This window comes from Mesomycoplasma ovipneumoniae SC01, assembly GCF_000218525.1.
GTDB classification, from domain to species: domain Bacteria; phylum Bacillota_I; class Bacilli_A; order Mycoplasmatales; family Metamycoplasmataceae; genus Mesomycoplasma; species Mesomycoplasma ovipneumoniae_A.
The window spans coordinates 24,899-50,125 of the sequence record NZ_AFHO01000010.1 but is presented as its reverse complement, the minus strand read 5'-3'; the positions used below and the strand labels follow the sequence as shown (position 1 = coordinate 50,125).

Sequence of the window (25,227 nt, the reverse complement as noted above, 5' to 3'; positions counted from 1 at the left end):
TTATTTTAAAATTAACCGTTTGCAAAAAAAAAAAAAAAAAAATGCTTGGCCTAAAATAAAATTCTGTTATAATAAAGTCACTAAGAATAAATTAATAAATTTTGATATTGAATTAGGGAGGAATCAATTATGTTTTTTTGTCTAAAAAAATCAGAAAATGCGAATTTTCCGTTATATTTTTAAATATGATGGAATGCCATAAATTTGACCGTTTAGAAATCTACAAATTTATGGCTTTTAGTTATTGTTCTTTCAAAACTTCATATATTTTTTTTAGGCTCAATTTAAATAAAAACGAGTTTTCTATTTACATTGAGTTTAAATAGTAGTTGTATTTTTTTATGATTTTTGTTATTTTATCCATAAATTGATTTTTGCCAGTGTTTTAAACTAAGAAAGTTGTTTAAATATTTTATAATTTTGCTTTTTAAGTTAAAACTAACCAAAAGTAAATAATTTTTAGTCTAAAAATTTGAAATACTAAACTTTTTTGTTGATAAAAAACCTTTATGCAGGAAAAATTTAGAAAATTCTTTTTTTTGACGATTTTTAATGTATAATTAGTTGTTGTATTTTTAATTAAGTATCTTTATTTTTTTATCTAAACAACCCGAAAATCTTTATATTTTAAATTATTAGTTTGGAAATTATATGTCAAAAATTTTAGCAACCCCAAAAGCAAGAGCGATGGCTAAGCAAGCAAATATCGATCTTGCTGATCTTAAAATTGAAGGACGAAAAATTGAGTCATCCGATGTTGAGAAATATCTAAATTCTCTAAAATCTTCGCCTGCTCCTGCAGTCGAAGCTCCAAAAGTTGAGGCTCCTACTCCAAAAACCCAACCAGCCTCAACAACCACAGTAAGTCCAACATCAAAACTAGATGGAAGACGTGAAAAAATTGCTCCAATCCGAAAAGCGATTGCAAGAGCAATGACAAATTCATGAAATTCTGTGGCTTACGTTAATTTAGTAAACCAAATTGACGTAACAGATCTTTGAAAACTTCGTAAATCTGTTTTAGAATCAGTGCAAAAAACAACTGGAATAAAACTAACATTTTTAGCTTTTATTGCAAAAGCAATTTTAATTGCACTTAGTGAATTCCCAATTATCGCTGCAAAATACGACGAAGCTGCAAATGAAATTGTCTATCCTGAGACTATAAACTTAGGTTTGGCTGTTGATACTGAAGCTGGTCTTATGGTTCCAGTAATAAAAAATGCCCAAACTCTTTCAATCGTTGAAATTGCTAGTGAAATTGTTCGACTAGCCAAAGCAGCTCGTGAGCGTAAAATCAAACCAAGTGAAATGCAAGGTGGATCATTCACTATTACTAATTATGGATCTGTTGGTTCTCTTTATGGTGTTCCGGTAATTAATTATCCAGAACTAGCAATTGCTGGTGTTGGTGCAATTATTGATTCAGCCGAAGTTAAAGACGGACAAATTGTTGCAGCCAAAATTATGCATCTAACAGTTGCAGCCGATCACCGTTGAATTGACGGAGCTACAATTGGTCGTTTTGCCGCAAGAGTTAAAGAATTATTAGAAAAACCAGAAATTTTAGGAATTTTATAATGTATAAATTTAAATTTGCTGACATTGGTGAAGGGCTCCATGAAGGAGTTGTCGCCCAAATTTACAAAAAAGAAGGCGACCAAGTTAATGAAGGTGATTCGTTATTTTCAGTTGAAACTGACAAAATTACCGCTGACATACCTTCGCCAAAATCCGGAAAAATTGTTAAAGTTTTAATGTCTGAAGGTGATACAATTCACGTTGGTCAAGAAATTTATTATATTGATGATGGATCAGGTGATAGCGATGTTGCCGAAGTTAAAACTGAAGAGAAAAAGGAAGAAGAAGCAAGTGGAGCAAGTGTTGTTGGTGAAGTAAAAGTAAGCAATGATCTTTTAAGTTTTGATTTTGGTCCAAAAAAATCAATAGCAAAACCAGCCAAAACTCCTGCGCCAAAAGCTGAAAAAGCACCTGAAAAACTTACCTCTTCTGTAAATACCGGTAAAGTTTACCAAGGTAAAATTGACCAAGAATTTGATGTAATTGTTATTGGTTCAGGACCTGGTGGTTACCTCGCAGCTGCTGAGGCTGGTAAAAATGGTTTATCAACCTTAATTGTTGAAAAAGAATATTGAGGTGGTGTTTGTTTAAATGTTGGCTGCATTCCAACAAAAGCAATGTTAAAAACTGCCGAAGTTCTTGATTATGTAACTCACTTTAGTGACTATGGTCTTGAAGGAAAAATTGATGTAAAAATTTCCTGAGAAAAAATGCACCAACGAAAAACTGAAGTTGTTAACAAATTAGTTGGTGGAGTTAAGGCGATTGTAAAATCAGCAAGAGCTACAAGCATTTTTGGTGAGGCCAAATTCCTTGGAGCACACGAAATTTCAGTTGAAGATAAAGTTTATCGTGGAAAAAACATTATTCTTGCAACTGGATCACGTGACCGTAAATTGAATTTACCTGGTTTTGAACAAGGTTACCAATCTGGAAAAATTTTAACTTCAAAAGAAGCAATTAATCTTGAAGAAAAAGTTAGTTCAATTGTAATAATTGGTGGCGGTGTTATTGGTGTTGAATTTGCCCAAATTTTTGTCGCTGCTGGTGTTAAGGTAACAATTTTACAAAATCTTCCAAGACTTTTGGCAAATCTTGATAGCGAAATTTCACAAATTATTACAAAAAATTTAACTGACCGTGGTGTTAATGTTGTCCTAAATTCTAATATTATTAGCTATGAAAACGATAATATTATTTACGAACTTGACGGAAAAAGACAACAAATTAGCGCTGATAAAATTTTAGTAAGCATCGGTCGTGAGCCAAATTCTGAAGGTCTTAGCGAAGTTGGAGTTGAACTTGACGCCCGCAAAAGTGTTATCGTTGATGATCAATGCAGAACAAATGTAAACGGAGTTTATGCAATTGGTGATCTTTGTGCAAAAGCAATGTTAGCCCATGTTGCCTACCGTCATGCTGTTGTTGCAGTAAGTACAATAACCGGAAAAGGTGAAAAATATAACGATAAAACTGTTCCAGCTTGCGTTTATACTCACCCTGAAATTGCTTCAGTTGGTCTAACTGAAGAACAAGCAAAAGAACAAGGTTATGATTTTGTTGTTGGAAAAGCTAGTTTTGCTCACATTGGTAAAGCAATTGCTGCTGGAGATGCACACGGATTTGCTAAATTAATTGTTGATAAAAAATATGGCGAAATTCTTGGTGCTCACTTTATTGGCCCGGTAGCTACTGATATGATTTCAGAAATTGTCGTTTCAATGGATGCAGAAGTAACAATTCATGAACTTGCAGCGGCAATTCACCCACATCCTACTTATAGCGAAGTAATTTGAGAAGCGGCTCGTGCTGCACAAGCAAAACTAAAAAGATAAAATCAAAAAATTAACTAAGTTAATTGATTTTTTCAAAGCATCAAAAAAAAGGGAATTATTTATTTAATTTCCTTTTTTTAATTTAATGCAAAAAAACCACAGATAAATTTACTTACCAACATTCAAATTTACTACCAGAAAAATTAGTTCAAAATCAAACCCAAAAAAACTAAAAAAATAACCCAAAAAAGACACCTAAATTCAAAATTAGGATGTAAAAAGCAAAAAAATAAGGAACGTTGACACTTAATTGGCACGATTTCAGCCTAGTTTTTGATTAGGTTTTGGAATTTATACTGCCAAAGTTAGCCAAATAAACAAAACAAAAGCTTTTATTTCTAAGTATCAAAATAAATAATCAGAAAAAAATAATTATCTGAGTTTTTTAAACTTATTTAGTGTATAATTTAAATTTTATTTTCTAGTTTGCTCCTTAACTAATTGGAACAATCTAATCGATTTTTATCAAAAAAAATCTGGAATAACAAAAAGAAGCGGGGTAAAATAATGAAAAAAAATATCTCAAAACCTGATTTTTCTAAAGCATTCAAAATATTTTTAGGTTTTAGCACCTTATCTTTAACAATTTCTGGAATTACTTTGATTGGTATAAAAAATCGTGATGAAAGAGATCAAATTAACATACCAATTACCCACTCGGTCCAAGAAACTGAAGAGCTTTTGGATAAAATTAATTATTTATCATTAGGTGATTCGATTTCTGCTGGTTTTAACTGGGATTATTCTTTTGATGTTAGAGGTATGCTTGATGAAAATAATCAAGTAAAAGGACTTTCGTATCCTGCCTTTTTTGCTAATTTTATTCAGAAAGTTAATCCAAATGCCCTTAAATCGTTCGATAATTTGGCCCTTTCCTGAACAACAATCACAGATTGACTATATTTACTTAATCCCGAAAATGAAAAATACAAAAATTTAGACAAAACACATTTTCGTTTCAATTATCATCTAGACAAAAAATTAAATTCGCCATATGGACAACAAATTCGTGATGTTTTTGATGACTTTTCGGCAACAAGTTTTCCTAAACTCCACAAAAAAATTCAAGAATCAAATTTAATAACACTTTCATTAGGGGCAAATGATTTAATTGAATCTATTGATTTTCGTGTAATTGCAAAACCATTGCAAAAACTTGCTACAAAAGCTGAAGCAAGTTTTGAATTTATGCAAAATATTGAACTAACCTACCAAAAAATTTATCGAAATTTGCTAACTTTAGTTGAAAGTTTGCGCAAAATCAATCCTAATGTTCGAATTGTTTTAGTCGGATATAATTCTTTGACATCAAATATTGTTAAATTTTTTGAAAAATTACTAACAAATGAAATAGGTTTGCCCGAAAACTACGCTAATTTAGCAATAAAACGTTTAAATACAACGATTAGAGAAGTTGCCAGAATTCAAAAAGTTCAGTATGTTGACTTGTATAATGAAAAAATTTGACAAGAAAATCCAAGCGAATTTGCAACAAAAGAATTAGATATTCACCCTTCAACAAAAGGTTATAAAAAAATGGCCCAAGACCTCTTGTTCAAACTTGCTTTTGAACAAGACATTCCATTTAGAAATGAAGCAGACCAAAAATTAGGTTGAGATAAAGATTATATCGAAAAAGATTTAAATAATTATCGTCGTATTTTAAATATAGCACCAAATTCACAAATTCTTGTGGCCTTAAGTCTTGAAGGCTCAACTGATAAGTTTATTTCTGAGACCTCTCAAATCGAAACAAGAACGACTGCAGATATTCAAAAAACTGAAAAATCACCGCTTGAAAATTTTGTGAATGTTATATTAAATAATAATTTTGGTGATTTTTTAAGCCGTTTTGTCCAGTTAGGGCTCCAAAATAATCCAGGTGTGCAAAAAACTTTAACTGATTTTTGAAAGGAAAACCAAAAAGCTGGTGCTTCTTTTGCTCAAATTTTGCAAAAAATTTTCTCAAGTGGCTTTTTTAGTCAAATAATTGCGCGTTTTCAGACTTATGTTCAAAATATTATTAACACTCAAAACTGAGAAAAGGCGACAATTTCTGATTTAGTTAATCAAATTTTTGCTGACTTTGATGAAAAACAGATAATTGATGTTTTAAATACTGTTGTAACTTCTGAATTTGCCAGTGAAAATCCTGAAAAAACTAAAGAACTAATTTTTGCTTCTATTTTTGGTCAAAGTTTAGTTCAGGATCTTATAATTAACAATATTATCCAAGTTGATGTTGCATATAAAGATAATTTGAAGGTAGTTTTTACTTTTGATTCTATTAGAAAACTATTTACAAAAATAATTACTGATTTTCAGCTTCGCACAAAAGACTATGAAAATTCTGCAACTTTTCAGCAAATAATCCAAACTTACCTTGAAAATCCAGAAAATGACGCTGATAATGTTAGTTTTATCCGCAATTTTATTTCTGAAACGCTAAAGCATCATGACTCTGTTCAGGTTCTAGTTGGAATTATTAACGATAATTTTAATTTTAATTTGCCAAAAGATGATCAAGATTCGCTCACTGATCTTTTAGTTTCGCTCGCTGATGTTATTGTGCGAACAAATGTTTGGACCAAATTGAATAATCTTGCCGCTAAAAACTTTTTAAATGTTATTAAGCAGAGCGATTATAAAGATGTTACTGAGAACATTTCATCAATTTTTTCTGACCAAATTTATACAAATTACACAACTTTCTTTAAAGATTCCAAAAATTTAATTGATTTATTTCATGAACTTTTAAGTTTTGACTTAAGTAATAATCAAATTGAATCACTTAAAAAATTACTTAATAAATTTTACCCAATTTTAACAAAATTTGATCTAAGCAACTTTATTGATAGTTCTTCACCAAATTTTGCTAGTTTTTCCTTCCTTTTTGATTCGGTTAAAGATTTTTTAGTTTCAAATTCATTCAAACCTTTATCAGATATCGTAAATTCTGCAATTAATGATTTTTTAGTAAATAAAAGCACATATCAGCGAATTGATGATTTAAACCGTTTTGGTTTTCAGTTTTTAGCTAATAATTTACCAAAACTTGAAGAAAATATTTACGCTTTTATTGCAAAAAATGTTCAAGACCAAAAGTTCTTAACTAGCCTAATTAACTTAATTAGCAATTCACTGACTGACCAAGGTCTAACACCTAAGTCAATCGAAACTTTTTCGCAAATTATTAGACTAATTTTTGAAGACTTTTACACTAAATATCAAATTTGAAAAAATGATAAAACAAGTCCAACTAACAATTTAATTTTTGATTTTGTTAAAGGCGCAATAAATACTTTCGAAACTTTTACAAAATTAAATTTTGCCGAGTATGATTCTCTCAAAAATAACCTTGAAGCAGCCAAAAAAGCAAATAATCAACCAGAAATTCAAGAATATTCAGCAAAAATCACGCTTTTGGATCAACAACTTTCATTTCAAAATTTTTCTAGTTATTTTCTAAATAATTTTTTTAGCCAAGAACAAATTTATGCACTTTTAAAAAGTCTTGCTAGTCTTGATTTTCAAAGCAAAATTTCCAATCAAGATTTGGTTTTATTTTTCAAAAACCTTTTTGATCAATCTTTTTTACATAAGCAATTAATCGAAAAATTAGACAAAAATAGTTTTTTTAACAATCCAAAAATTCAAGAACCGCTTTTAAATATTTTATCTAACTTTTTTGAATCTTCAGAAGTTGAAAAATTACTTTCAAAACTTATTGAATATTTTTTTGACAATAAAAAGTTTGAACAGCACCCTGATTTCAATTCGTTAATTGAGAATTTCCTTAAAGAAAATTCTCAATTAATTGAAGAAGTTTTTACACTTTTTTTAGGCAACACAACAACTTGAGACTCAATTTCGCAATTTTTACAGGCAATTTTGGATGCATATAAGCTTAATTTATCACAAGATTCTGTTAATACAATTTTAGAACTTGTTCGTGATATTTTGACAAAACTAAGGGATTCAATTCTAAGTATTCAAAGTGAGACAACAATTCAACCGCCTTTAATAATAAAATCATTAATTACCATTATTTTTGATGCAATTTCTAATAATCCAACCCCTAAAAAGTCGGTTATTGAGACTTTATTTGATAGTTTTAGTGTTGATATTGCAAATAATTACTATTCTTCAGCGGCAACAAGTACCCAAGATCCAAGTAAAATTACTCCAGATAAAATTTCTTCATTAATTGCAGAAGTAATGAAAACTGAGCCTATTTCTGAGCAAATTCGATCAAGCTTATCAAGTATTCCAGAAGAATATCGTGAAGATATTGTTCCAATTTTTGATTCATTTTTAAAATCTGATGGACTTAAAGATTTATTTAATTCCTATTTTAAAATAGTTGCAAAAGCAAATATTAATAACCCGTTGGATAATTTTTCATTAATTAAGTCTTTATTTGAAAAGCAACATTTTAATAAAATTATTGGTGAATTTATTGTTAAATTAGACGAAAAAGAGAAAAATCTAACAGGCAATTTTGCAAAACTATCACAAAAAATTTTTAATACTCAATTTGAAGAAGCAGAATTTGAATCTTTTTTCAAACTAATTAAGAAAATAATTAAGAATAATATTGATAGTTATTACACCGATGAGCCAGAGTCAATAAATATTTTTTCAGACCAACCTGAACAAATAAATGTGAGTCAAGATATTGCTGATTTTCAAATTAAAGCCCAACCATTTAGCGATTCTAGTTCTGAAGAACAATCTCCAAGTTCATCTTCAACAGAAACACAAAATCAAATTTTGAACAAAAAGGTCCCAAATTATTCAAAAGAAAACGCTTTTTTAACAAAAATTATTACTGTTTTGACTAAATTAACTAGCGGTCAGTTTTCTACTTCAAATTTGAACTCATTATTAGAAACCGAGATCGGAAATGAAGAGTTTATCGTTGAACTAATCAAACAAATTGGAACAGTTTATAATCAAATTGATCAATCAGAAAAAGATAATATTTGAAATATATTGACAAAAATTTTTAAATCTGATTTTTTCAAAGAAAAAATTAACCTATTAAGCGTTGGAAATATTGCTAGTTTTTCAATCTTTAGCGGCCTGTCAGAAGAAACCAAGAAAAAAATTGAGCCAACATTTAAAAGTTTGTTGTTAGAATTTTTGCCAAATTCTGCAAACAAACTTTTTATTTTTCGAATTTTAGATCATATAAATAAAAATCAAGAATCATTTAAAGATGTAAAAACATTTTCATCAATTTTAACTAATTTTTTAACTAATGATAATACTAATAAAACTACCGATCAAAGCCAGAGTTCGCAAACCCAAACTAATAGCCAATTTTTGAAGGCCTATTTGTGACATGTGCTTGATTTTTTAGTAAAACATAATGGATTTTTAGATATAGCCGTTGATATAGCTGCCTCATATTTAAAATTAAATTTAGACAACAACCCAACTCTGACTAAATTTAATGTTCAAAATCCAAGAGAGATTCCTAAAACTTTTTTAAAAGAATTTGTCGGTCTAGGGTTTGATAATCCTTTAATTTCTGACATTTTAGATCAAATGTTAAAAGCAATTAAAACTTTAGATTCTAGCAAAGAAGCATCTAGTTTTTTCAGCGCCATTTTTAGTAAGTTAGATTTTGCAAAATTAATTAATCTTGATTTAGTTGTTAAAATTGAACCAAAAATTAGTGAAAATGACTCAACAAGTCAAACACCAAGCAGACAACAAGGTCTAATTGATGAACAAAATTTAACATTAAATACACCAACTGGACAAAAAATATCACCTAAATCACTTGCTGATTTCTTTGATTTATTATTTTTAGCTTCGCCAAACTGAGATAATAAAAAGGAAAATGAAGGTTCGCCAATTTTAAAAGAATTAAATCATATAACTTATACTGGAATTTCACTAGATACAATTTTTAAATCAAAACAAAAAGACCCTCAGCTTGAAGCTATTTCAAAATTATTTCATAGAATTTGACACTCAGAGAATGCAGGTTCTAGCAAAATATCAATCGATAATTTCAAAAAAACATCAAAAGGAAGACTCCTTTATAGATTAACGCTAATCCTTCTTTTTTATACTTATGAATCAAGAATTTCTAAGCTTTTAGAAGTAGCTCGAAAATGGGCATTTTACGGTGGTATTTTTTCTTCTTCAACTGCATCTGAAATAATCCGTGCATCATTACACAGTGGTGAACAATCAAATAAAAGTAAAAAAACTGATCCTAATTATAAAACCTTTATTAACAAAATAATTGGTAATCCTGTAAAAAAAGAAGGCTGGTTTTCAAACACTTATTATACACCTTCTGACGTAATGCTAAACGACATGATTACAATGATTTATTATAATTCTGACAAAAATCGGTTTTTCAATGTCACAAAGCAACCTAAATTAAGAGACCAAATTTTGCAGCAAATCCATGACGGAACTTATCCTGAAAATTATAAAAAACCCTAAAAATTAATATACTACTTGAGTAAAACTCTTTTTAACGAAGTTTTTCTATCAAAAGTTTAGCGCATATTTTTATATCTTCAAGTCATTTTTCACTATAATCATGAGGAAATTTACTGCTTGAATTTTTTTACCAAAATCTTGCCAAAATTAGAAGAATCCTTCCAAAATTGATTGCTTTACTCACTAAGTTTATAATTTTTGGAAAAAATTTAGTTTTGAAATCAAAATATTTAATATTCCCAAAAAAATCACTTTGATATTTTAAAAATTGTATCGGTATAAAATAATAATATCGAGTAAATTTATGGTATAATTTCACAAAATGAAAACCTCAAAAAATCGCTATCTTTTTGTTCTTGATCTTGATGGTACAGTGCTTTCTGATAGTGCAAATTCTGAAATTCATCCCGATACTGAATCAGAAATTAAGCGCGCTGTTGAATTAGGGCATGTTGTTTGCATTCTGACAGGAAGACCTTGAAGATCAACAAAACCAATATACGAAAAATTAGGTCTAAATACAATTGTTGCCAATTTTAATGGCGCTTATATTCACAACCCAACTGACTCTGAATTTATTCCAACAATTAATTATATAAATTTGAACGACATTTTATATATAATGGGTGACAAACGAGTAAAAGCCGAAACCTCAAATTTTGCAATTGAAGGACCTGGATGGGCTAAAATCAAAAAACGCGATAAACAATTAGAGCAAGTTTTTGGATTTGACCATATTAAAAATCTAAAGCCGGGTCTAAATTTCCATAAAATACCTTTAAAACCGACTTGTTTAATTCTTGATACAAAACCAACTACAAACATTAACGATTTTAAATCATATTTAGAGCGACGCTATGGTGATCTAGGTGAATTTTCGGCTTGATCAAAAGGAGAAAATCACACATACGTTTTTGACATGACCGCAATTGGGGTTAATAAATCTAAGGCAGTTTCAATGCTTTCGCGCTATTATAAAATTGACTTAGAAAATATAATTTCAATTGGTGATAGTTACAATGATATTGGTATGTTTGAAATTTCAACAATTTCTGTTGCAATGGCAAATTCGCCTCAGCAAGTAAAAAAGCATGCAACCGTTATTCTTAAAAAAACAAACAAAGAAGGCGGAGTTGGTGATTATATTCGCCGTTTTTTAAAAAATCCTGTAAAAGAAGTTGAAAAATCAAAAAAAGTTAAATTTATGCGTTCAGCAGTTACAATTGAAGCAACCGAGTATTAAAAATGAAATTAGAAAAAATTGCAATTTATGGCGGTTCATTTAATCCCGTTCATAAAGCTCATATACAAATTGCAAAAAAAGCAATCGATTTTTTAAATTTAGATATGCTTTTTTTTGTGCCAAATTACATAAATCCGTTAAAAAACAATAAAGAAAACAATATTGACCCCGCATTTCGTTTTGAAATGCTAAAATTAGTTCAAATTGAAAAAACACAAGTTTGTAATTATGAAATTAAAGCAAAAAAAATTAGCTATACAATTGAAACAGTAAATTATTTCAGACAAAAATATCCTAATGCAAAACTTTTTTTAATAATAGGTTCTGATAATCTTGCCAGTTTTAAAAAGTGGAAAAATTACAAAGAAATTCTTCAAAAAGTCCAACTTGTTGTTTTTAATCGTAAAAATTATCCTGATTTAGGAAATATTAAACGTTATAATGCCTTAATTTTGCCAACCCAGCTGCCCAATTTTAGCTCTTCACAAATAAGAAATGGAAACTTTTTTGGCCTTGATCCAAAAGTAAATGCTTTTATTGGCGCTAATTTTTTATATGCTAATTCAATTCTTAAAGGTTTTCTTGGTAATTCTGACCGATTTATCCATTCAAAAAATACCGCTGAACTCTCAAACGAGTATGCTAAAATTTACGGACTAGATTCAAAACAAGCTTATTATGCTGGCTTATTTCATGATTTAACCAAAAAATGAACCAGACAAGAACATATTGATTTTCTTAAATCCCAAAAAATTGATGACAGAGATCTTCAAGACTATGAACTTCACCAACTTACGGCTTCAATTTGACTAAAAAATGTTTATTTACTACCTTTTGAGCAAATAATCCGCGCTATTTCTTGTCATACAACCCTTTGTTTTGAAATGTCAATGTTTGACAAAGCAATTTATGTCGCTGATAAATTAGCTCGTGGCCGTCGGTTTTCAGGTATTCAAAAATTACGTGTCTTAGCAAAACAAGATTTAAATAAAGCCTTTAGCCAACTTGTAAGAATGTCCAAAATTAAGCATGAAAATATGATAAACTCAGCCAATCAAATGAAACTATATGAAAAACATCAAAATTAAAACCGCTATTTTTTATGCTGATAAGCAAGAACAAGTAAATTTAGAATTGCTTGGGGCGAAATTTATAAAAAATGTTAGTGTTTTAGACCTAAATTTTCCTGTTTATGAATATAAAAATATTTATTTTTTTTATATTCATTCGCAAATTGGCCTAATTAATTCGGCAATTTTTGCCCAAACAGTTGCAGTTAAATTTTTAATTACTAATATAATAAATTATGGCGCTTGTGGCGGAAGTTCATCAATTGATTTTTCAAAAATGAAAAATCAATTGATATTTCCCAAACGTTTTTATCTACTTGATGCAAAAACACCTTGATATCAGCCAGGCCAACTACCATTTGAACCTAAATTTTACGAGAATAATTTAATTGCTGCTCAAAATTTTAATTTAGGTTCATCAAATAGTTTTATTTTTGAAGAAAATCAAGTAAAAGATTTTCAATTTGTTGATTTTTTTGATATGGAAGCATTTTCCTTTGCTCAAATAAGTGCCAAAAATAGCTTGAATTTTTATTGCATTAAATATCTGAGCGATAAAATTGGCCAAAATCTTGACATTTCCCAAGTTAATTTGAACATAAAACAAGGCGCTCAAAATGCCGCTAGATATGCCTTAGCTCTTCTTGAGAAAATATAAAAAATATTTGTTCACTATTATAAATTTGTAAAAACAGTTTGAAAATTAAATTGTATTTTTCAAACTGTTTTTTTTTGTTTTAAAGTGTGGTTTAAAAACTGACAAATACTCCCGTTTTTTAGTGTGTATTAGATTAAATGTTCAAGGTTTAAGGCTTTATTTTAGATTCTGCTATTTTTCTTTAACACCTATAATCAACGTTTTAATGCGAAAAGTATTATAGTTTTTTGTTGAATATATTAAATTTTTTTATATTTTAATATTAAAATTTACAATTATTTATAAAAAATAAAGTCCAAAAAAATGCCTTGTTTTGTAATGTTTTATTTTATTATATTGTAATATTGAAATTATTATATTTCACTTTTATGATTTTTTCTGGTAAAACCTGAATTAAAATATAAATATTGATTATTTTTGATTTTCGTTGATCAAAATATGTATAATGTTTATATAAGGATAATTAGGAGGATGCGCTATGAAAATGTCAAAAAATAAACTATTTAAGTTATTCCCTTTACTATCGTTTTTAGCAGTACCAATTTTTTCAGGCCTTATTTCGTCCACACTTTCACCAGAATCTAACAAAACTAGTAATTTTACAAATACTTTTGCTAATAAAATTAATTACGACAACAAATTATCAAAATCACAAGAAGAACTTGTTGGTTTTAAGCAAAAAAATAAAAAAATATTTAGTAGACAGTCTAATCAAAAATTAACAGCTTTTTCATTACTAAAATCTAGTGATGTTCAAAATGTTGTAAAAGCTGAAAATGTAGATATTAAAATATTTTTAGATTTAATTGATACCAACAATAATTCCTTAAGTGAGAATGTTGAATATTATCAAACTAAAAACAATGAATATTTAAAACAAATAACTTCGCTCTTTGAAGAAAATAATATAAAAATAAATAGTAGCTATATAAGCAAATTGTCGCCAATAATATGAATTAATATTAATTCACTCGCTGAAAAAAAATCCCTCGAATTATTAGAAAAACTAGATTTTGTTTCATTAGTAATTAATAATATAGAAAATACGACAAACTCGGATTCACTCCCGACTTATTCCGCTAAATCTTTAAACCAAGAAGCTAAACCCAAAATATTTTACAACAACTTAGAACATGCCGCCTACTATTATTCATATTTAAGTAATACCAAAGATTATTTTACAAAAGAACAGGAAATAGTTGATTATAAGTATTCAGAACCTTATACGCGCGAAAAAGTCGGAGTAGTTGAAGTAGGTATGAGCGGCACCTATGATGAAAGCGATTGACTCAAAGCCCAAATTCCCAAATACTTGGTTAATTACTATAATATAGGTCGCGCTGATTCAAAAAAAACTAATGAAAATCAAAATGATCACGCCAGTTTGGTTTCTGGAATAATAGTAGGAAAGAGCGGATTTGCATTTAATACTGATTTGCATCTCGCAAATTTGGGTAAAGAAGTAACGTTTGATTCCCCTGTTTGAATGTCAATTTTTGAAAAACTAATAATTGAAAAAGGGGTTAGAGTAATAAACCATAGCTATGGATTTAATTTCATAGGTAAAAAAGACGTTGATGCTGAATTCAAAGATATTTATGGTAATAATTCTATATTAAAAAACTCTGTCTCTCGATATATTGATCATCTTTATTATTTGGATTTTCTATCAAGAAAATATGGTGTTATAAATATTTTTGCTGCCGGAAATGAATATGATGATAAATGAAAAAATGATATTAAGAATTCTGAAGAAAAATATGGTTACATATCTGGGTATGCTAATGCAATAAATTCTATTGTTGTTGGCTCTAGTTTTGGTACAAAAGAAAATTTCTACGCAAGCAATTTTAGTAATAGATTATTACCAAAGGGTCTAAAAGGCTTGCCTAAACCGCTCATAGTTGCTCCAGGCGAGAATATAGTTGGCTTATCTGATCAAGAATCACCAAAATCAGGAACTAGTTTTTCTGCGCCAATTGTAACTGGTATAGTCTCAACCATAATTGGTTCAAATCGTCATTCATTTGATAAAAAAAATATTATTCCAGCAATAAAGAGTGTGTTGTCTTCATCCGCGGTAGATAGCAAATTAGACTATCAAGGTATAAAGAATTTTGTTGAATCTACAAAAAAAGAAAATGAAAAGCGAAACACATGGTCTTCGATTGATAATTACCTTGATAATCTCAGCAAATGGCGATATTTGCTAAATTATGAAAATGAGCACGAATCTAAGTCAAGTGGTTTTGATACAGCGGTTGGGGCTGGACAAATTAATTTCGCCAATATACAAAAGGCAATAAAAAATTTAAAAACTTTTTCTGTATCATTTCAAAACACTGATGAATATGTTTATGTATCACCAGAAATAAAATTAAACCAAGGAAACAAAATAAAAGCTTCACTTGCTTGAGCTTTTAACGCAGGACTAACAAAACCCGTAACATGAAATGATTCTCGTTTTTATTCGTGGTACGCTAATTTACTTAAATATGGTGCAGGATATATTTTCGATAATAACCCAGGAGCAATGTATGGTGAATATCATCCACAATCAAGTATTGAAGATGAATATGATCCTAAATATCTTTATGAGTGGTTAAATAAAAAAGCACTTTTTGAAAAACAGAAAAATACATTATTTAGCGATTATGATTTAAAATTGCAAAAAAAGGTGGGGGACAATTGGCAAAGCATCTATTTAAATTCTGGTTCTTCAGGAAATTCGAACGTTGAGTTAATAAGATATTCAGCAGAAGAATCAGGGACATACCGAATCCTGGTAAAGAAATTTAGTTCTTCTCTTTTTGAAGAATCGGTAGATGATAATTTGGCGGTTTCATATGTTATACAAGAAAAATAAAATATTTTTTATAGCAACTATGTTAGTACCTCCTTGGTTACTTCCTATAATTATTTTTGCAGTTCAAAATTTTTCTTTTGGGCATAAAGCAGATTTTTCTAGTCAACATCCATTTTCATATTATGATTTACTAAGTATTGACAGCAAAAAAGCACCATGAATTAAAAACTCTAAATGGAAAATGACTTTTCTACAAAATCCTGAAGAAATTCAAGAAATAGTAAAAAAATATTTATATTTTCAAGAACAAAATTTTGTCAATAATTTAAATGATAAAACAACTAAAAATTTAATAACTTTTTTTGCTAATCAATATAATAATAAAAAGGCCGAATTTAGTTTTAAAGAATTAAAATTAGCAGAGTTTTCTATTATATTTCCAAGTTTATTTTCTAATAATTTTTTAATTATCGAAGATTTTGACGATTATTTGGATTTTTTTAAAAAATTTGAAGACAAGCAAGAATTTGAAAGAAAAAATTTAAATAAAGATTTCTTTGATAATAACCTATTTCTAGTTTATGTAAAAGAAGACGAGTTAAATGTTGCTCCTATTTTTAACAAAACAAGTCTAGAAACTAATTTATCACCAATAGATCTAATTACCTATAAAAATCAGAACTTAATTATTTCAATAGATCAAAAATTTTCAAATTATTTAAAAGAAAATTCTTCTTCTACTAGTAGAACAGGTGAAAGGTTCCAAATTTTCTATAAATCAATTACTAAAAATTCTTATAATAAATCATATCCGCTATCTTCAATAAAAATTACCGATATAGAAGATTTAGTTTTGTATAATTCACTAGACAAAACATCAGCAGAGTTTAGTAATTTTTTGGATTTTATTAATAAAAAAAACACAATTTTGTCAAGAAAAAATTTGAAAAAGAATAGATTTTATGCATCACAAATTGATAAGAACATATCTAATTTAAGTGAAAATAAAATATTTTCAAACTTTAGCGAAGTAAAAGACTTGATAAATAACAAAAATTTATTGAAAAATGAGTACTGAAAAAGCGCATTTCACCTATCAAATTTATTTATCCCCATAAAAACAGAGGACAAAACACATAAATTTAATAGCTTCATCTTGCAAAAACAACAATTAAAAGAGATTTTCCAAGATGAAATTATTTATTGAGAATTTGATAAAAATTCCAAAAAAGTTTTAATTTATACTTTAAATTACAAAGACATTTTCCATCAATTTGCAAAACACTCCGAAAACTTTAATTTTGATAACTTGTTACAATTTGAAAAAATTGATATTGGTGATATTGATGTTCAAGAAATTGAAATAAAAAAATTAAATTCCATCGAAGATTTTAATAATTTATACAATAAAACAGTGGTGTAAGTATGAAACAAAAAGCAAAAAAAATTTTTTATAGTTCTTTGTTATTAACAAACTTTGTAGCTGCTGGGGTTGTTTCTACAATTTTGATCATTAATCGTAAAAGTTCTAAAAAATCAGAAATACTTAGTTTTCAGGATGTGTCCGATGCTGAAAATAAATTTTTTACTAACAACACTAAGCCTGAGGGTTTTGCTAATTTGGCAGATAATCATTGATTTACTTCGCAATATTGATCAGATTTGCTTCAAAAAAATCCAGAAAGAGCTAACCAATTACGGCAAAAATATCCATCTTTTGAAAACAACTTGTTCAAAAACGCCGATAACGATTTACCGCTTTTTGAATTAAGTAGCTTTTTTCGCTCTGAATTTACGAAAAATAATGACACATTAGAATTTAGCCAAATAAATGATCAAGGTGTATGAAAGGATAAAAAAATTATTAATAATTTTGTGATTTTGAAAAACTATAATGACTTTTTCTCATTTTTTTCAAAGATAAAAAACGATAAATTTTACCAAAGAGTACTACAAACACTTGATTTTTTTGAAAAAAAGTCAATTATTGCTTATGTTCGACCGTTCTTAAATTATCAAGATTTAGCTTTTACATCGAAAGCTAAAAAACCATTTTTGAATCCAAATTATACTTTTTTTGATCCAAATAATCCCGATAATGTTGGGATTATGTCATTTGATTCAAAATTCGAAGATTTTTTTACTCCCGGTCTTAAATATAACGAAATTATTTATCGTCGAAAGCCAACTTATCCTCCGTTTGTTTCGATTAATTCACATCTTATTATTGAAAAATTTAATATTTATTACAAAATTATAGACAAATCTATTGAAAATAGTTTTAGTCCTAAATTTGACATTCATATTAGTAGAATCGAAGATTTTGTTCTTTATAATAACATTGTTCGTGATAATGATTCTTCAAAATTCAAAGAATTTCTTTTAAAAAAACAGGAAATTTTAGATAAAAATAACCTAAAAAGCACAAGATTATATGCAAAAACAAATAAAAATCAACTAGAAAACCTAAAATTTTTTTCAACCTTAGAAGAAACAAAAAACCTAATTGTATCAATGAAAGATTCGATAAATTCAGAATGAGGTGGTGCATTTGTTCCTTCAAAACTTTTTATTCCAACAGAAGATAATTCCGAAGTTTTTAATAAATTTATTTTAAAAAAACAAGATGCAAAAAAAATTTTTGATGACGAAATTTTGTATTGAAAAGTTGACGAACAAACTAAAAAAATAAAAATTTACACTTTTAATTATAAGGATTTATTCCCTAATTTTGCAACAGAACCTCAAAATTTTAAAATTGAAAATTTAGAAAAACTTGAAAAAATTGATATTGGAAATACAACAATAACGCAAATTGAATTTTCTAAAATTGAAACACTAGAGCAATTCAATAATTTATATAATCAAATAATAACTATGAAATAATATTAAAACCTTAATAATTAGAAAAAATTCAGACAACTAGTTTCTAGCTATGATTTTGATTTTGCTTTTGTTAATTTTTTCTAACATTTTATTTTGAAAAATCTGAAAAGATAATTTATCTTAAATAAAAACTTGGTTTTTTTAGCAAGTAATAGTTACATTTTCAAAATTTTGACCTTCTAAGTTTGCCAGTTTGATGGCAAAAATTCACTTTTCAGTCAATATAAATATGCAAAAATATCGCTAAATCCGTGTTGTTTGACGGTAAAACCTTAATTTTTATTATTTTAAAATTAACCCTTTGCAAAAAAAAAAAAAAATGCTTGGTCTAAAATAAAATTATGTTATAATAAGTCTCAATTAAGAATAATTAATAAATTTGGATTTTAGAATTAAGGGGGAATTAATTATGTTTTTTGTCGTATTAAAATAAGATAATGCGAATTTTCCATTATATTTTTTAAATTTAAATATGATGGGATGCCTTAAATTTAACCGTTTAGAAATCTATAAATTTATGGCTTTTAATTATGGCTCTTTCAAAACTTCACATATTTTTTTAGACTCAATGTAAATAAAAATGAGTTTTCTATTTACATTGAGTTTAAATAGTAGTTGTATTTTTTTATGATTTTTGTTGTTTATTCATCAATTGATTTTTGGCAGTGTTTTTAAGCTAAAAAAGTAGTTTAAATATTTTATAATTTTGCTTTTTAAGTCAAAATTTTAGCTTGTTTAGTTTGCTTTATTGTATTAATAAGTAGATTTTTCTTTCGTAATGGTCAGATTTAAAATTTAGTGTTTTTTCTTGATAGTTATTTTTCCAGGGTTTACCAAAAAGTTAAAAAAGTCCCTAAAACCCGACACTTTTTTAAGATTATCTCATCAAACTGGTAAACTCGCGATTTATTTTTGTCTTCAATTGTGAATTTGTATTGTTTCATTTTGACACATTTTTAGAACAACCTAAAACTAACATACTAATTTATAATTTATCTAATTTTACATTTTTTTGCATTGTCTCATTTTTTATAGTAAAATTTATCTCATGAACAATTAGAAAGGGTGACCCTGATTATGAGATTGAGTATTTTACCAAGAGTTTCAAAACGAAAACAAACAATTTTATTAGTAACAACCCCTGCCTTAATTGCAACTTTAGCTATTGGATTTACCCAACAATTAAATCCTTATACAGGTGAAATTCCTAGACCTCAAATAGTTTTTTCTCCCCAAGACAGAAATGAAGTTCTGAAAGAACCAGAAAAACCAGCACAAACTGAAATCGCAAAACCGGAAGTTACTAAAATAGATGTTCCCAAACCAGTTCAACCAGCAGAAGTAGAAACACCAAAACCAGAACCAAAACCAGTCACATCAACCCCTAAAAAAGCAATAATAGCACCGATAAATCAACCTAGGGTCGAACCTAGACCAATCCCTCGTGAGGAGCCAAAAGTAATTAGCCCATCACAAACGCAAGTAAATTCCAATCTTGAAAGATTAAAAGCAATTGCACTAGCGCGATATAGTCAAGCAATCGATAATTCAATCAAAGAAGCAAAAGCAAAAATTGCTGGATTTCAACAAGAAATTGACGAAATTAATCGTATTTATGATAACCATTTTGACGATCCACGCTACAATCGCGATCTTAGGTCAACTAAAGTCGAGTGAGAAAATTTTCGTATCCAAAAATTACGAACTTTTATTGGTTCAAATGCGCCTGCATATCAACTCGAGCGTACCCAAAGCGATCTAAAAATACTTGAAGAGCTAAAACAAACAAAAAAATCATTTAATCAAGAAGAAATTAAAATGCTTTTGCGCGGAATGCTGCCTTCGGTTGATTCACCCTATGTTTGAGGTTATGAAAATGAATCTGATAATCCTGTGCTAAATCGACTAAAAGAAGCAAATAAAAAACGGCTAATAAATATTCCTTCATGAGCTTCACGAACTCCGGGAACAATTTCTGACCTTAGTTATGAAGGTTGAGACCGAAGTGATATTTCTAGTCAATTTAGCGGAATTGATAATTCACTAGGAAATTCAGTAAAAATTTATAATTATACCCCTAATGATAAAAACGAGGACAGAGCTAATCGCCAACCACTCAAAGTTATTGTCCTTGATGCTAATGACAATGATGCATTTAAAAAATTTCAGGAAATTTTAACAAAAGTAATTCAAAAAGATAATAAAATTCAAGCTATTGTTCTTAAAAATGTCGGTGATAAAAATTCAAACCAAAATGTTGAAAATATTTTAAGTTCAATTCCATCTTCAATTAAAAAGTTAACGCTTTTCCTTGATAATTATAATGCAACAGCTAATTTACGTCCTTTAGAAAAAATTAAACTTGATGAACTTGAACTCTATTCAAATATTGATGCATTATCAGATAACTGGTCAATTAATCCAAATGCACTAAAAAACATTGATTATATTAGTTTTGATTATAATAATGCCGCAACTTTTCATAAAAATCATCCTAGTGAAAAAATACCTGGATCAATTGTTTTTAGCACTTTATCCTGAGATGCTCATGACACAATTGAAACTGTTGACGAAGGTCTTTCAATTGTTTTTGACTCAAAAGTTTATCAACGAATTTTCCAAGGATCTCACGGAGGCAAAGGCGGTCGTCCGGTTAATCTTGATTTTTCACGAGCAAAGAACATCAAATCACTCAAAGGTTTAAGTCTTGAAAAATATGATAAAATCTGAAATGACCATGTTAAAAATTGAAAAGAAGATCCTTATGCAAACGATGATTTTACCGGATTTCGTCCGATAAAATTTAAAAAATTAATTTTTGGCCTTGATCAAACTAACAATTTTGTTGCAAAATGAGACGATTTTAACGGTGGACAATTAAGTTCGCGACTAACCTTTGACGAACCAGGTGGAGCTCAAATTGAGTTTCGTGATAATAGTGGTGCCCAAACTTCAAGTCCAATAGCCATCTTTTTATCTGGAACACCAAGCGGAGATGCAATAACTGAAATTAGCGCTTTTATTAGAGCAGCAAATTCGCGTAATTTATTAGTAAATCATGTTTATGTTGAAAATGAGTCAGTTTTAAATCAGGTTGGTTCACGAATTGGTTTTGTTCAAGTTTCAGTTAAAAATGCTGGACAAAACAGTGTTCAAGACGGATTCTTAGGAGAAGTATAAAATGAAAATTAAATTTTTATTTCCACTTTTATCTGTTCCATTTTTTGCAATCGCTTGTGGTAGCAACCAACAGCAAAAACTACCTTCAGAACAAAATCAACAAAGTCAAAAAGGCACTCAGCCTGGTGGAAGTTTTTCGAGTTCGCCCGAAACTGAGTTAGTTTTACAAAAAATTGATGCAAATTTTGAATCACTTTTTGGTCAAAAATCAGAAAATGAGTTTAAAAAATTCATTTCCGAATCACAAAAGTCAGTTTTTCAACTTCTTGATAATAATGTTAAAGATTTAAGTAAAAAACAGGAAAAAATCAGCCAAATTAACAATGTTTTTAGCGCTCTAGAAAAAATTGCAAAACAAACTCAATACGACCTTGAGGTTCAAAGATCCACAGCAACACTAACCTTAGGTGCGCTTAAAGATATTTTTAAAGAAGAAAAACCTGTCCATCACCAGCCGCCTCATAGGCCCCAAAATCCTCAATCATCAGAAGAACGTGATAAAAAAATCGCTGAATTAATTAGTAATTCGCGTCCTTCTGGTCAAAATTTTAGTCGTTTTTCCAGCGATGGTAAGCGGACAATTTTGGATCAATACGAAAATGATTTTCCCGAAAAAGAATGAGATTGGTATCGTATAAATTCAACTTTTAGCGGCGGTGGAATTGGTTTTGGATCTACAAGCGAACTTGAAAAAAGGCCCGAAAATTTTCCAAAACAAAAGGCTGAAACTATTGCAAAATTAAATCAAAAAGCAAAAGAATCAAACCAACCTTTATTTGAAAACGCACAATTTCGCCTTTTTTCCTTACCGGTTTTTGACGATAATGGAAATATAAATAAAATAAAATTCAATACTTACGAGTCAGGATTTAAAACGCCGGCTTGATGAAAATCTAGCGAAAATTCTGACTATACTTTTGGAGGTCCAAATCGACTTGGTTTGCCAAGAAAAATTGTTTCTGAGGATTATAGGAAATTAATTCCAAATGTTGTTTCAATAAAAATCGAAAATTTAGTCGCACATGAAGCCCACCCAAACCATAATAACAATCCATTAACGCGTACACAATTTTTCTTTGGAACCTTAGGAATTTTAGACTACCAAATTCCACAAAATTCCTCCTATCCACTAAAATGATTCTTTTTAACTAACGCTCACGTTGCAAATAATTTGCAAATTGCTAATGATTTTCATGAAGGTAAACATTATGGCCGTGATTTTTCAAATTATAATGATTCTGATTTACGTTTAAATACACAAAGTATAACTCTTACAAAATTAAAACAAAGTGTTCCTTTAAATACAATTTTGCCAACCTCAAGAAATGCCTCAACTGGAGATGAATTTTATAACACAGTTAAACTTGATATCAAGGAAAACAATGGTAGAATTTACAATACCGGCTGAGAAGCTCCAGAATCAGTGGGACCTACCGACCAAACAAAAGTCCGCCAAAAACCAACCCAAAGTATGAATGTTAGAACTATTTTAATGGGTTCTGATGTTTTTAAATTCAAACCTAGCGATTTTACTGACCAACAAGATCTCCAGAATGTTGATGAATTTCTTGACTTTGCAATAATTGAAATAAATTTTAAAAACGAGTGAGATGCTAAGCAAATTACTGAAGAATTTTATAATAATCACAAGTCAAATTCACTAAAAATTTCTGAATTTAATCCTTTTAATTCAGATCAATATTCAAATCTAGAAAAAACTCCTTTTTATAGTTTAGGTTACCCAGGTTCGAAAGGTGACCCTACTATTTCTCAAAACGATTATCCGGCCGATTTTGCCCTAAGAGATTACAGCGTTTCGCCTTGGATTAATAAAAATTTTCGTCTTTTTAATTCTAGAAACCAACAAGACCCTTTAATCAATGGCGGTTCTGAATTTGCTTGGTCAAGATCCTACCGTAGTTTTGTAAATATTCCCGGAATTAGCGATTATTTTATAAGTGCGCCAGTAATGGCTAATTCTTTTACAAAACTTGATTATTTTGACCAAACTGATAAAAAACGTAAATCCAAGAAATATTTAAATGGCGGCCTTGGAACTGTCATTGATAATTATACTGCAAGCGGTGGTTTATCTGGTAGCCCTGTTTTCTTTAAAGATGGTCAACTTTATTCTGTTGTTTATGCCTCAGACTCACAAGCTTCTGCAAATTTAACATTAAATTTGCGTTCTTATGGTTATGATTATAAAGGTTATTATGGCAAATATAATCTTCCAAGATATGATTTAATTTATGGCGATTCTTCTAGTGATGCTCAACAAGAAAAATCTTATTGAAAAGCCTTATCTGAACTTTATAAAAATCAAAGCAATTTTAAAACTAATTTATTCCCTGAAGGTCTAGGCACACAAAAAGATGTTTTTGCAAAAAAATAGCTTCTAAATAAAGCTATTTTTTTGACTCTAAGGCAAAAAATGCTCAGTCAAAATTTAGCAAATTAGCCATCTTAATTGTTTTAGTTTTAACAATTTTGCTTAAGTATTTTGGTTTAATTTAGAAAAAATTAACAAAAGTGAAAAAATAAGAATCATAGATAAAAACTAGTTGTTTGAATTTTTTCTGCTAATTTAAATAAAATGACCTTTGAGTTCCAACTAAAGGGCCTTTTATTATTTTAAATTTAACCTTTTGCAAAAAAAAAAAAAAAAAATGCTTGGTTTAAAAAAATTTTGAGTTATAATAAAACTCACACTAAGAATAAAAGAATAAATTTTTGATATTGAATTAAGGGGGAATTGGTTATGTTTTTGTCACAATAAATTTAGATAATGCCATTTTTTCCATTATGGCATTAAATATAATGGAATGTCTTAAATTTAACCGTTTAGAAATCTACAAATTTATGGCTTTTAATTATTGTTCTTTCAAAACTTCATATATTTTTTAGGCTCAATGTAAGTAAAAACGAGTTTTCTATTTACATTGAGTTTAAATAGTGGTTGTATTTTTTTATGATTTTTGTTATTTTATCCTTGAATTGATTTTTGCCAGTGTTTTTAAGCTAAAAAAGCAGTTTAAATATTTTATAATTTTGCTTTTAAGTCAAAATTTTAGCTTTTTTAGTTTGCTTTATTTTATTAATAAGTAGATTTTTCTTTCGTAATGGTCAGATTTAAAATTTAGTGTTTTTGTCTTGATAGTTATTTTTCCTGAGTTTGTAGGCACTTTTTTAGATCCTATAAAATTAAATATTTATAGTTTTTATAAAATCCTGAATAATAAGGCTAAATTTTACTATTTAATAAAAGTAAAAATAAAAAAAATTCCAAACAATTAAATGTTTGGAATTGTTGTTTAAATTGTACTTTTTTACAAAAAGCCGTCTAAAAATGCTTGCTGGAAAAAATAGATAATTGCTCAAAAAGTTAAAGCAGTAAAACCCAAACCAACAATAACTGATACCCAAATAAATGATGATTGTAATTTAAGTCCGATTTTTTCTTTATTTTTTTTAAAAAAACTTGTTAATTTAGTCATATT

At 28.5% G+C, this 25,227-nt stretch carries 12 protein-coding genes; 11 read left to right on the top strand and 1 reads right to left on the bottom strand.

Annotation, left to right across the window (positions count from 1 at the left end; translation table 4 throughout):
• The first annotated feature begins 651 nt into the window (after nucleotides 1-651).
• From MOSC01_RS0102105 to mip, 11 genes are all read left to right on the top strand, one after another.
• On the top strand, nucleotides 652-1,581 hold the full coding sequence (locus MOSC01_RS0102105; RefSeq protein WP_010321162.1) for a 2-oxo acid dehydrogenase subunit E2: 930 nt from the start codon (nucleotides 652-654) through the stop codon (nucleotides 1,579-1,581).
• Nucleotides 1,581-3,416, top strand: a complete 1,836-nt coding sequence (lpdA, locus tag MOSC01_RS0102100) for a dihydrolipoyl dehydrogenase (RefSeq protein WP_010321161.1) — start codon at nucleotides 1,581-1,583, stop codon at nucleotides 3,414-3,416. The genes MOSC01_RS0102105 and lpdA overlap by 1 nt, the downstream gene beginning before the upstream one ends.
• 507 nt (nucleotides 3,417-3,923) lie before the next feature.
• Nucleotides 3,924-9,884, top strand: coding sequence for an SGNH/GDSL hydrolase family protein (locus MOSC01_RS0102090; RefSeq protein ID WP_010321160.1), 5,961 nt, complete (start codon nucleotides 3,924-3,926; stop codon nucleotides 9,882-9,884).
• Nucleotides 9,885-10,206: 322 nt separating this feature from the next.
• Nucleotides 10,207-11,127: a Cof-type HAD-IIB family hydrolase gene (locus tag MOSC01_RS0102085; protein WP_010321159.1), complete on the top strand. Its 921-nt coding sequence runs from the start codon at nucleotides 10,207-10,209 to the stop codon at nucleotides 11,125-11,127.
• Between the two features lie 2 nt (nucleotides 11,128-11,129).
• Nucleotides 11,130-12,215 (top strand): nicotinate-nucleotide adenylyltransferase, encoded by a 1,086-nt coding sequence (locus tag MOSC01_RS0102080; RefSeq protein WP_010321158.1) that lies wholly within the window; start codon nucleotides 11,130-11,132, stop codon nucleotides 12,213-12,215.
• On the top strand, nucleotides 12,196-12,855 hold the full coding sequence (locus MOSC01_RS0102075) for a 5'-methylthioadenosine/S-adenosylhomocysteine nucleosidase (protein WP_010321157.1): 660 nt from the start codon (nucleotides 12,196-12,198) through the stop codon (nucleotides 12,853-12,855). The genes MOSC01_RS0102080 and MOSC01_RS0102075 overlap by 20 nt, the downstream gene beginning before the upstream one ends.
• Nucleotides 12,856-13,339: 484 nt before the next feature.
• Nucleotides 13,340-15,721: a S8 family serine peptidase gene (locus MOSC01_RS0102070; RefSeq protein ID WP_157997852.1), complete on the top strand. Its 2,382-nt coding sequence runs from the start codon at nucleotides 13,340-13,342 to the stop codon at nucleotides 15,719-15,721.
• The gene (locus MOSC01_RS04435) at nucleotides 15,702-17,084 is read left to right on the top strand and encodes a hypothetical protein (protein ID WP_010321155.1); all 1,383 of its coding nucleotides are present in this window, start codon (nucleotides 15,702-15,704) and stop codon (nucleotides 17,082-17,084) included. The genes MOSC01_RS0102070 and MOSC01_RS04435 overlap by 20 nt, the downstream gene beginning before the upstream one ends.
• Nucleotides 17,085-17,086: 2 nt before the next feature.
• A complete protein-coding gene (locus MOSC01_RS0102060) occupies nucleotides 17,087-18,547 on the top strand; it encodes a hypothetical protein (protein WP_010321154.1) in 1,461 nt (486 codons plus the stop codon).
• A gap of 1,077 nt (nucleotides 18,548-19,624) precedes the next feature.
• Complete coding sequence (locus MOSC01_RS04175; RefSeq protein WP_010321153.1) at nucleotides 19,625-21,727, top strand: putative immunoglobulin-blocking virulence protein; 2,103 nt, start codon at nucleotides 19,625-19,627, stop codon at nucleotides 21,725-21,727.
• 1 nt (nucleotide 21,728) lies between these two features.
• Nucleotides 21,729-24,122, top strand: a complete 2,394-nt coding sequence (gene mip / locus MOSC01_RS0102050; protein WP_010321152.1) for an Ig-specific serine endopeptidase MIP — start codon at nucleotides 21,729-21,731, stop codon at nucleotides 24,120-24,122.
• A 934-nt stretch (nucleotides 24,123-25,056) separates the two neighbouring features.
• Here mip and MOSC01_RS04755 read toward each other — a convergent pair.
• Nucleotides 25,057-25,224 carry a hypothetical protein gene (locus tag MOSC01_RS04755; RefSeq protein WP_010321151.1) on the bottom strand — a complete coding sequence of 56 codons (168 nt, stop codon included), beginning with the start codon at nucleotides 25,222-25,224 and terminating at the stop codon, nucleotides 25,057-25,059.
• Between the last annotated feature and the right edge of the window lie 3 nt (nucleotides 25,225-25,227).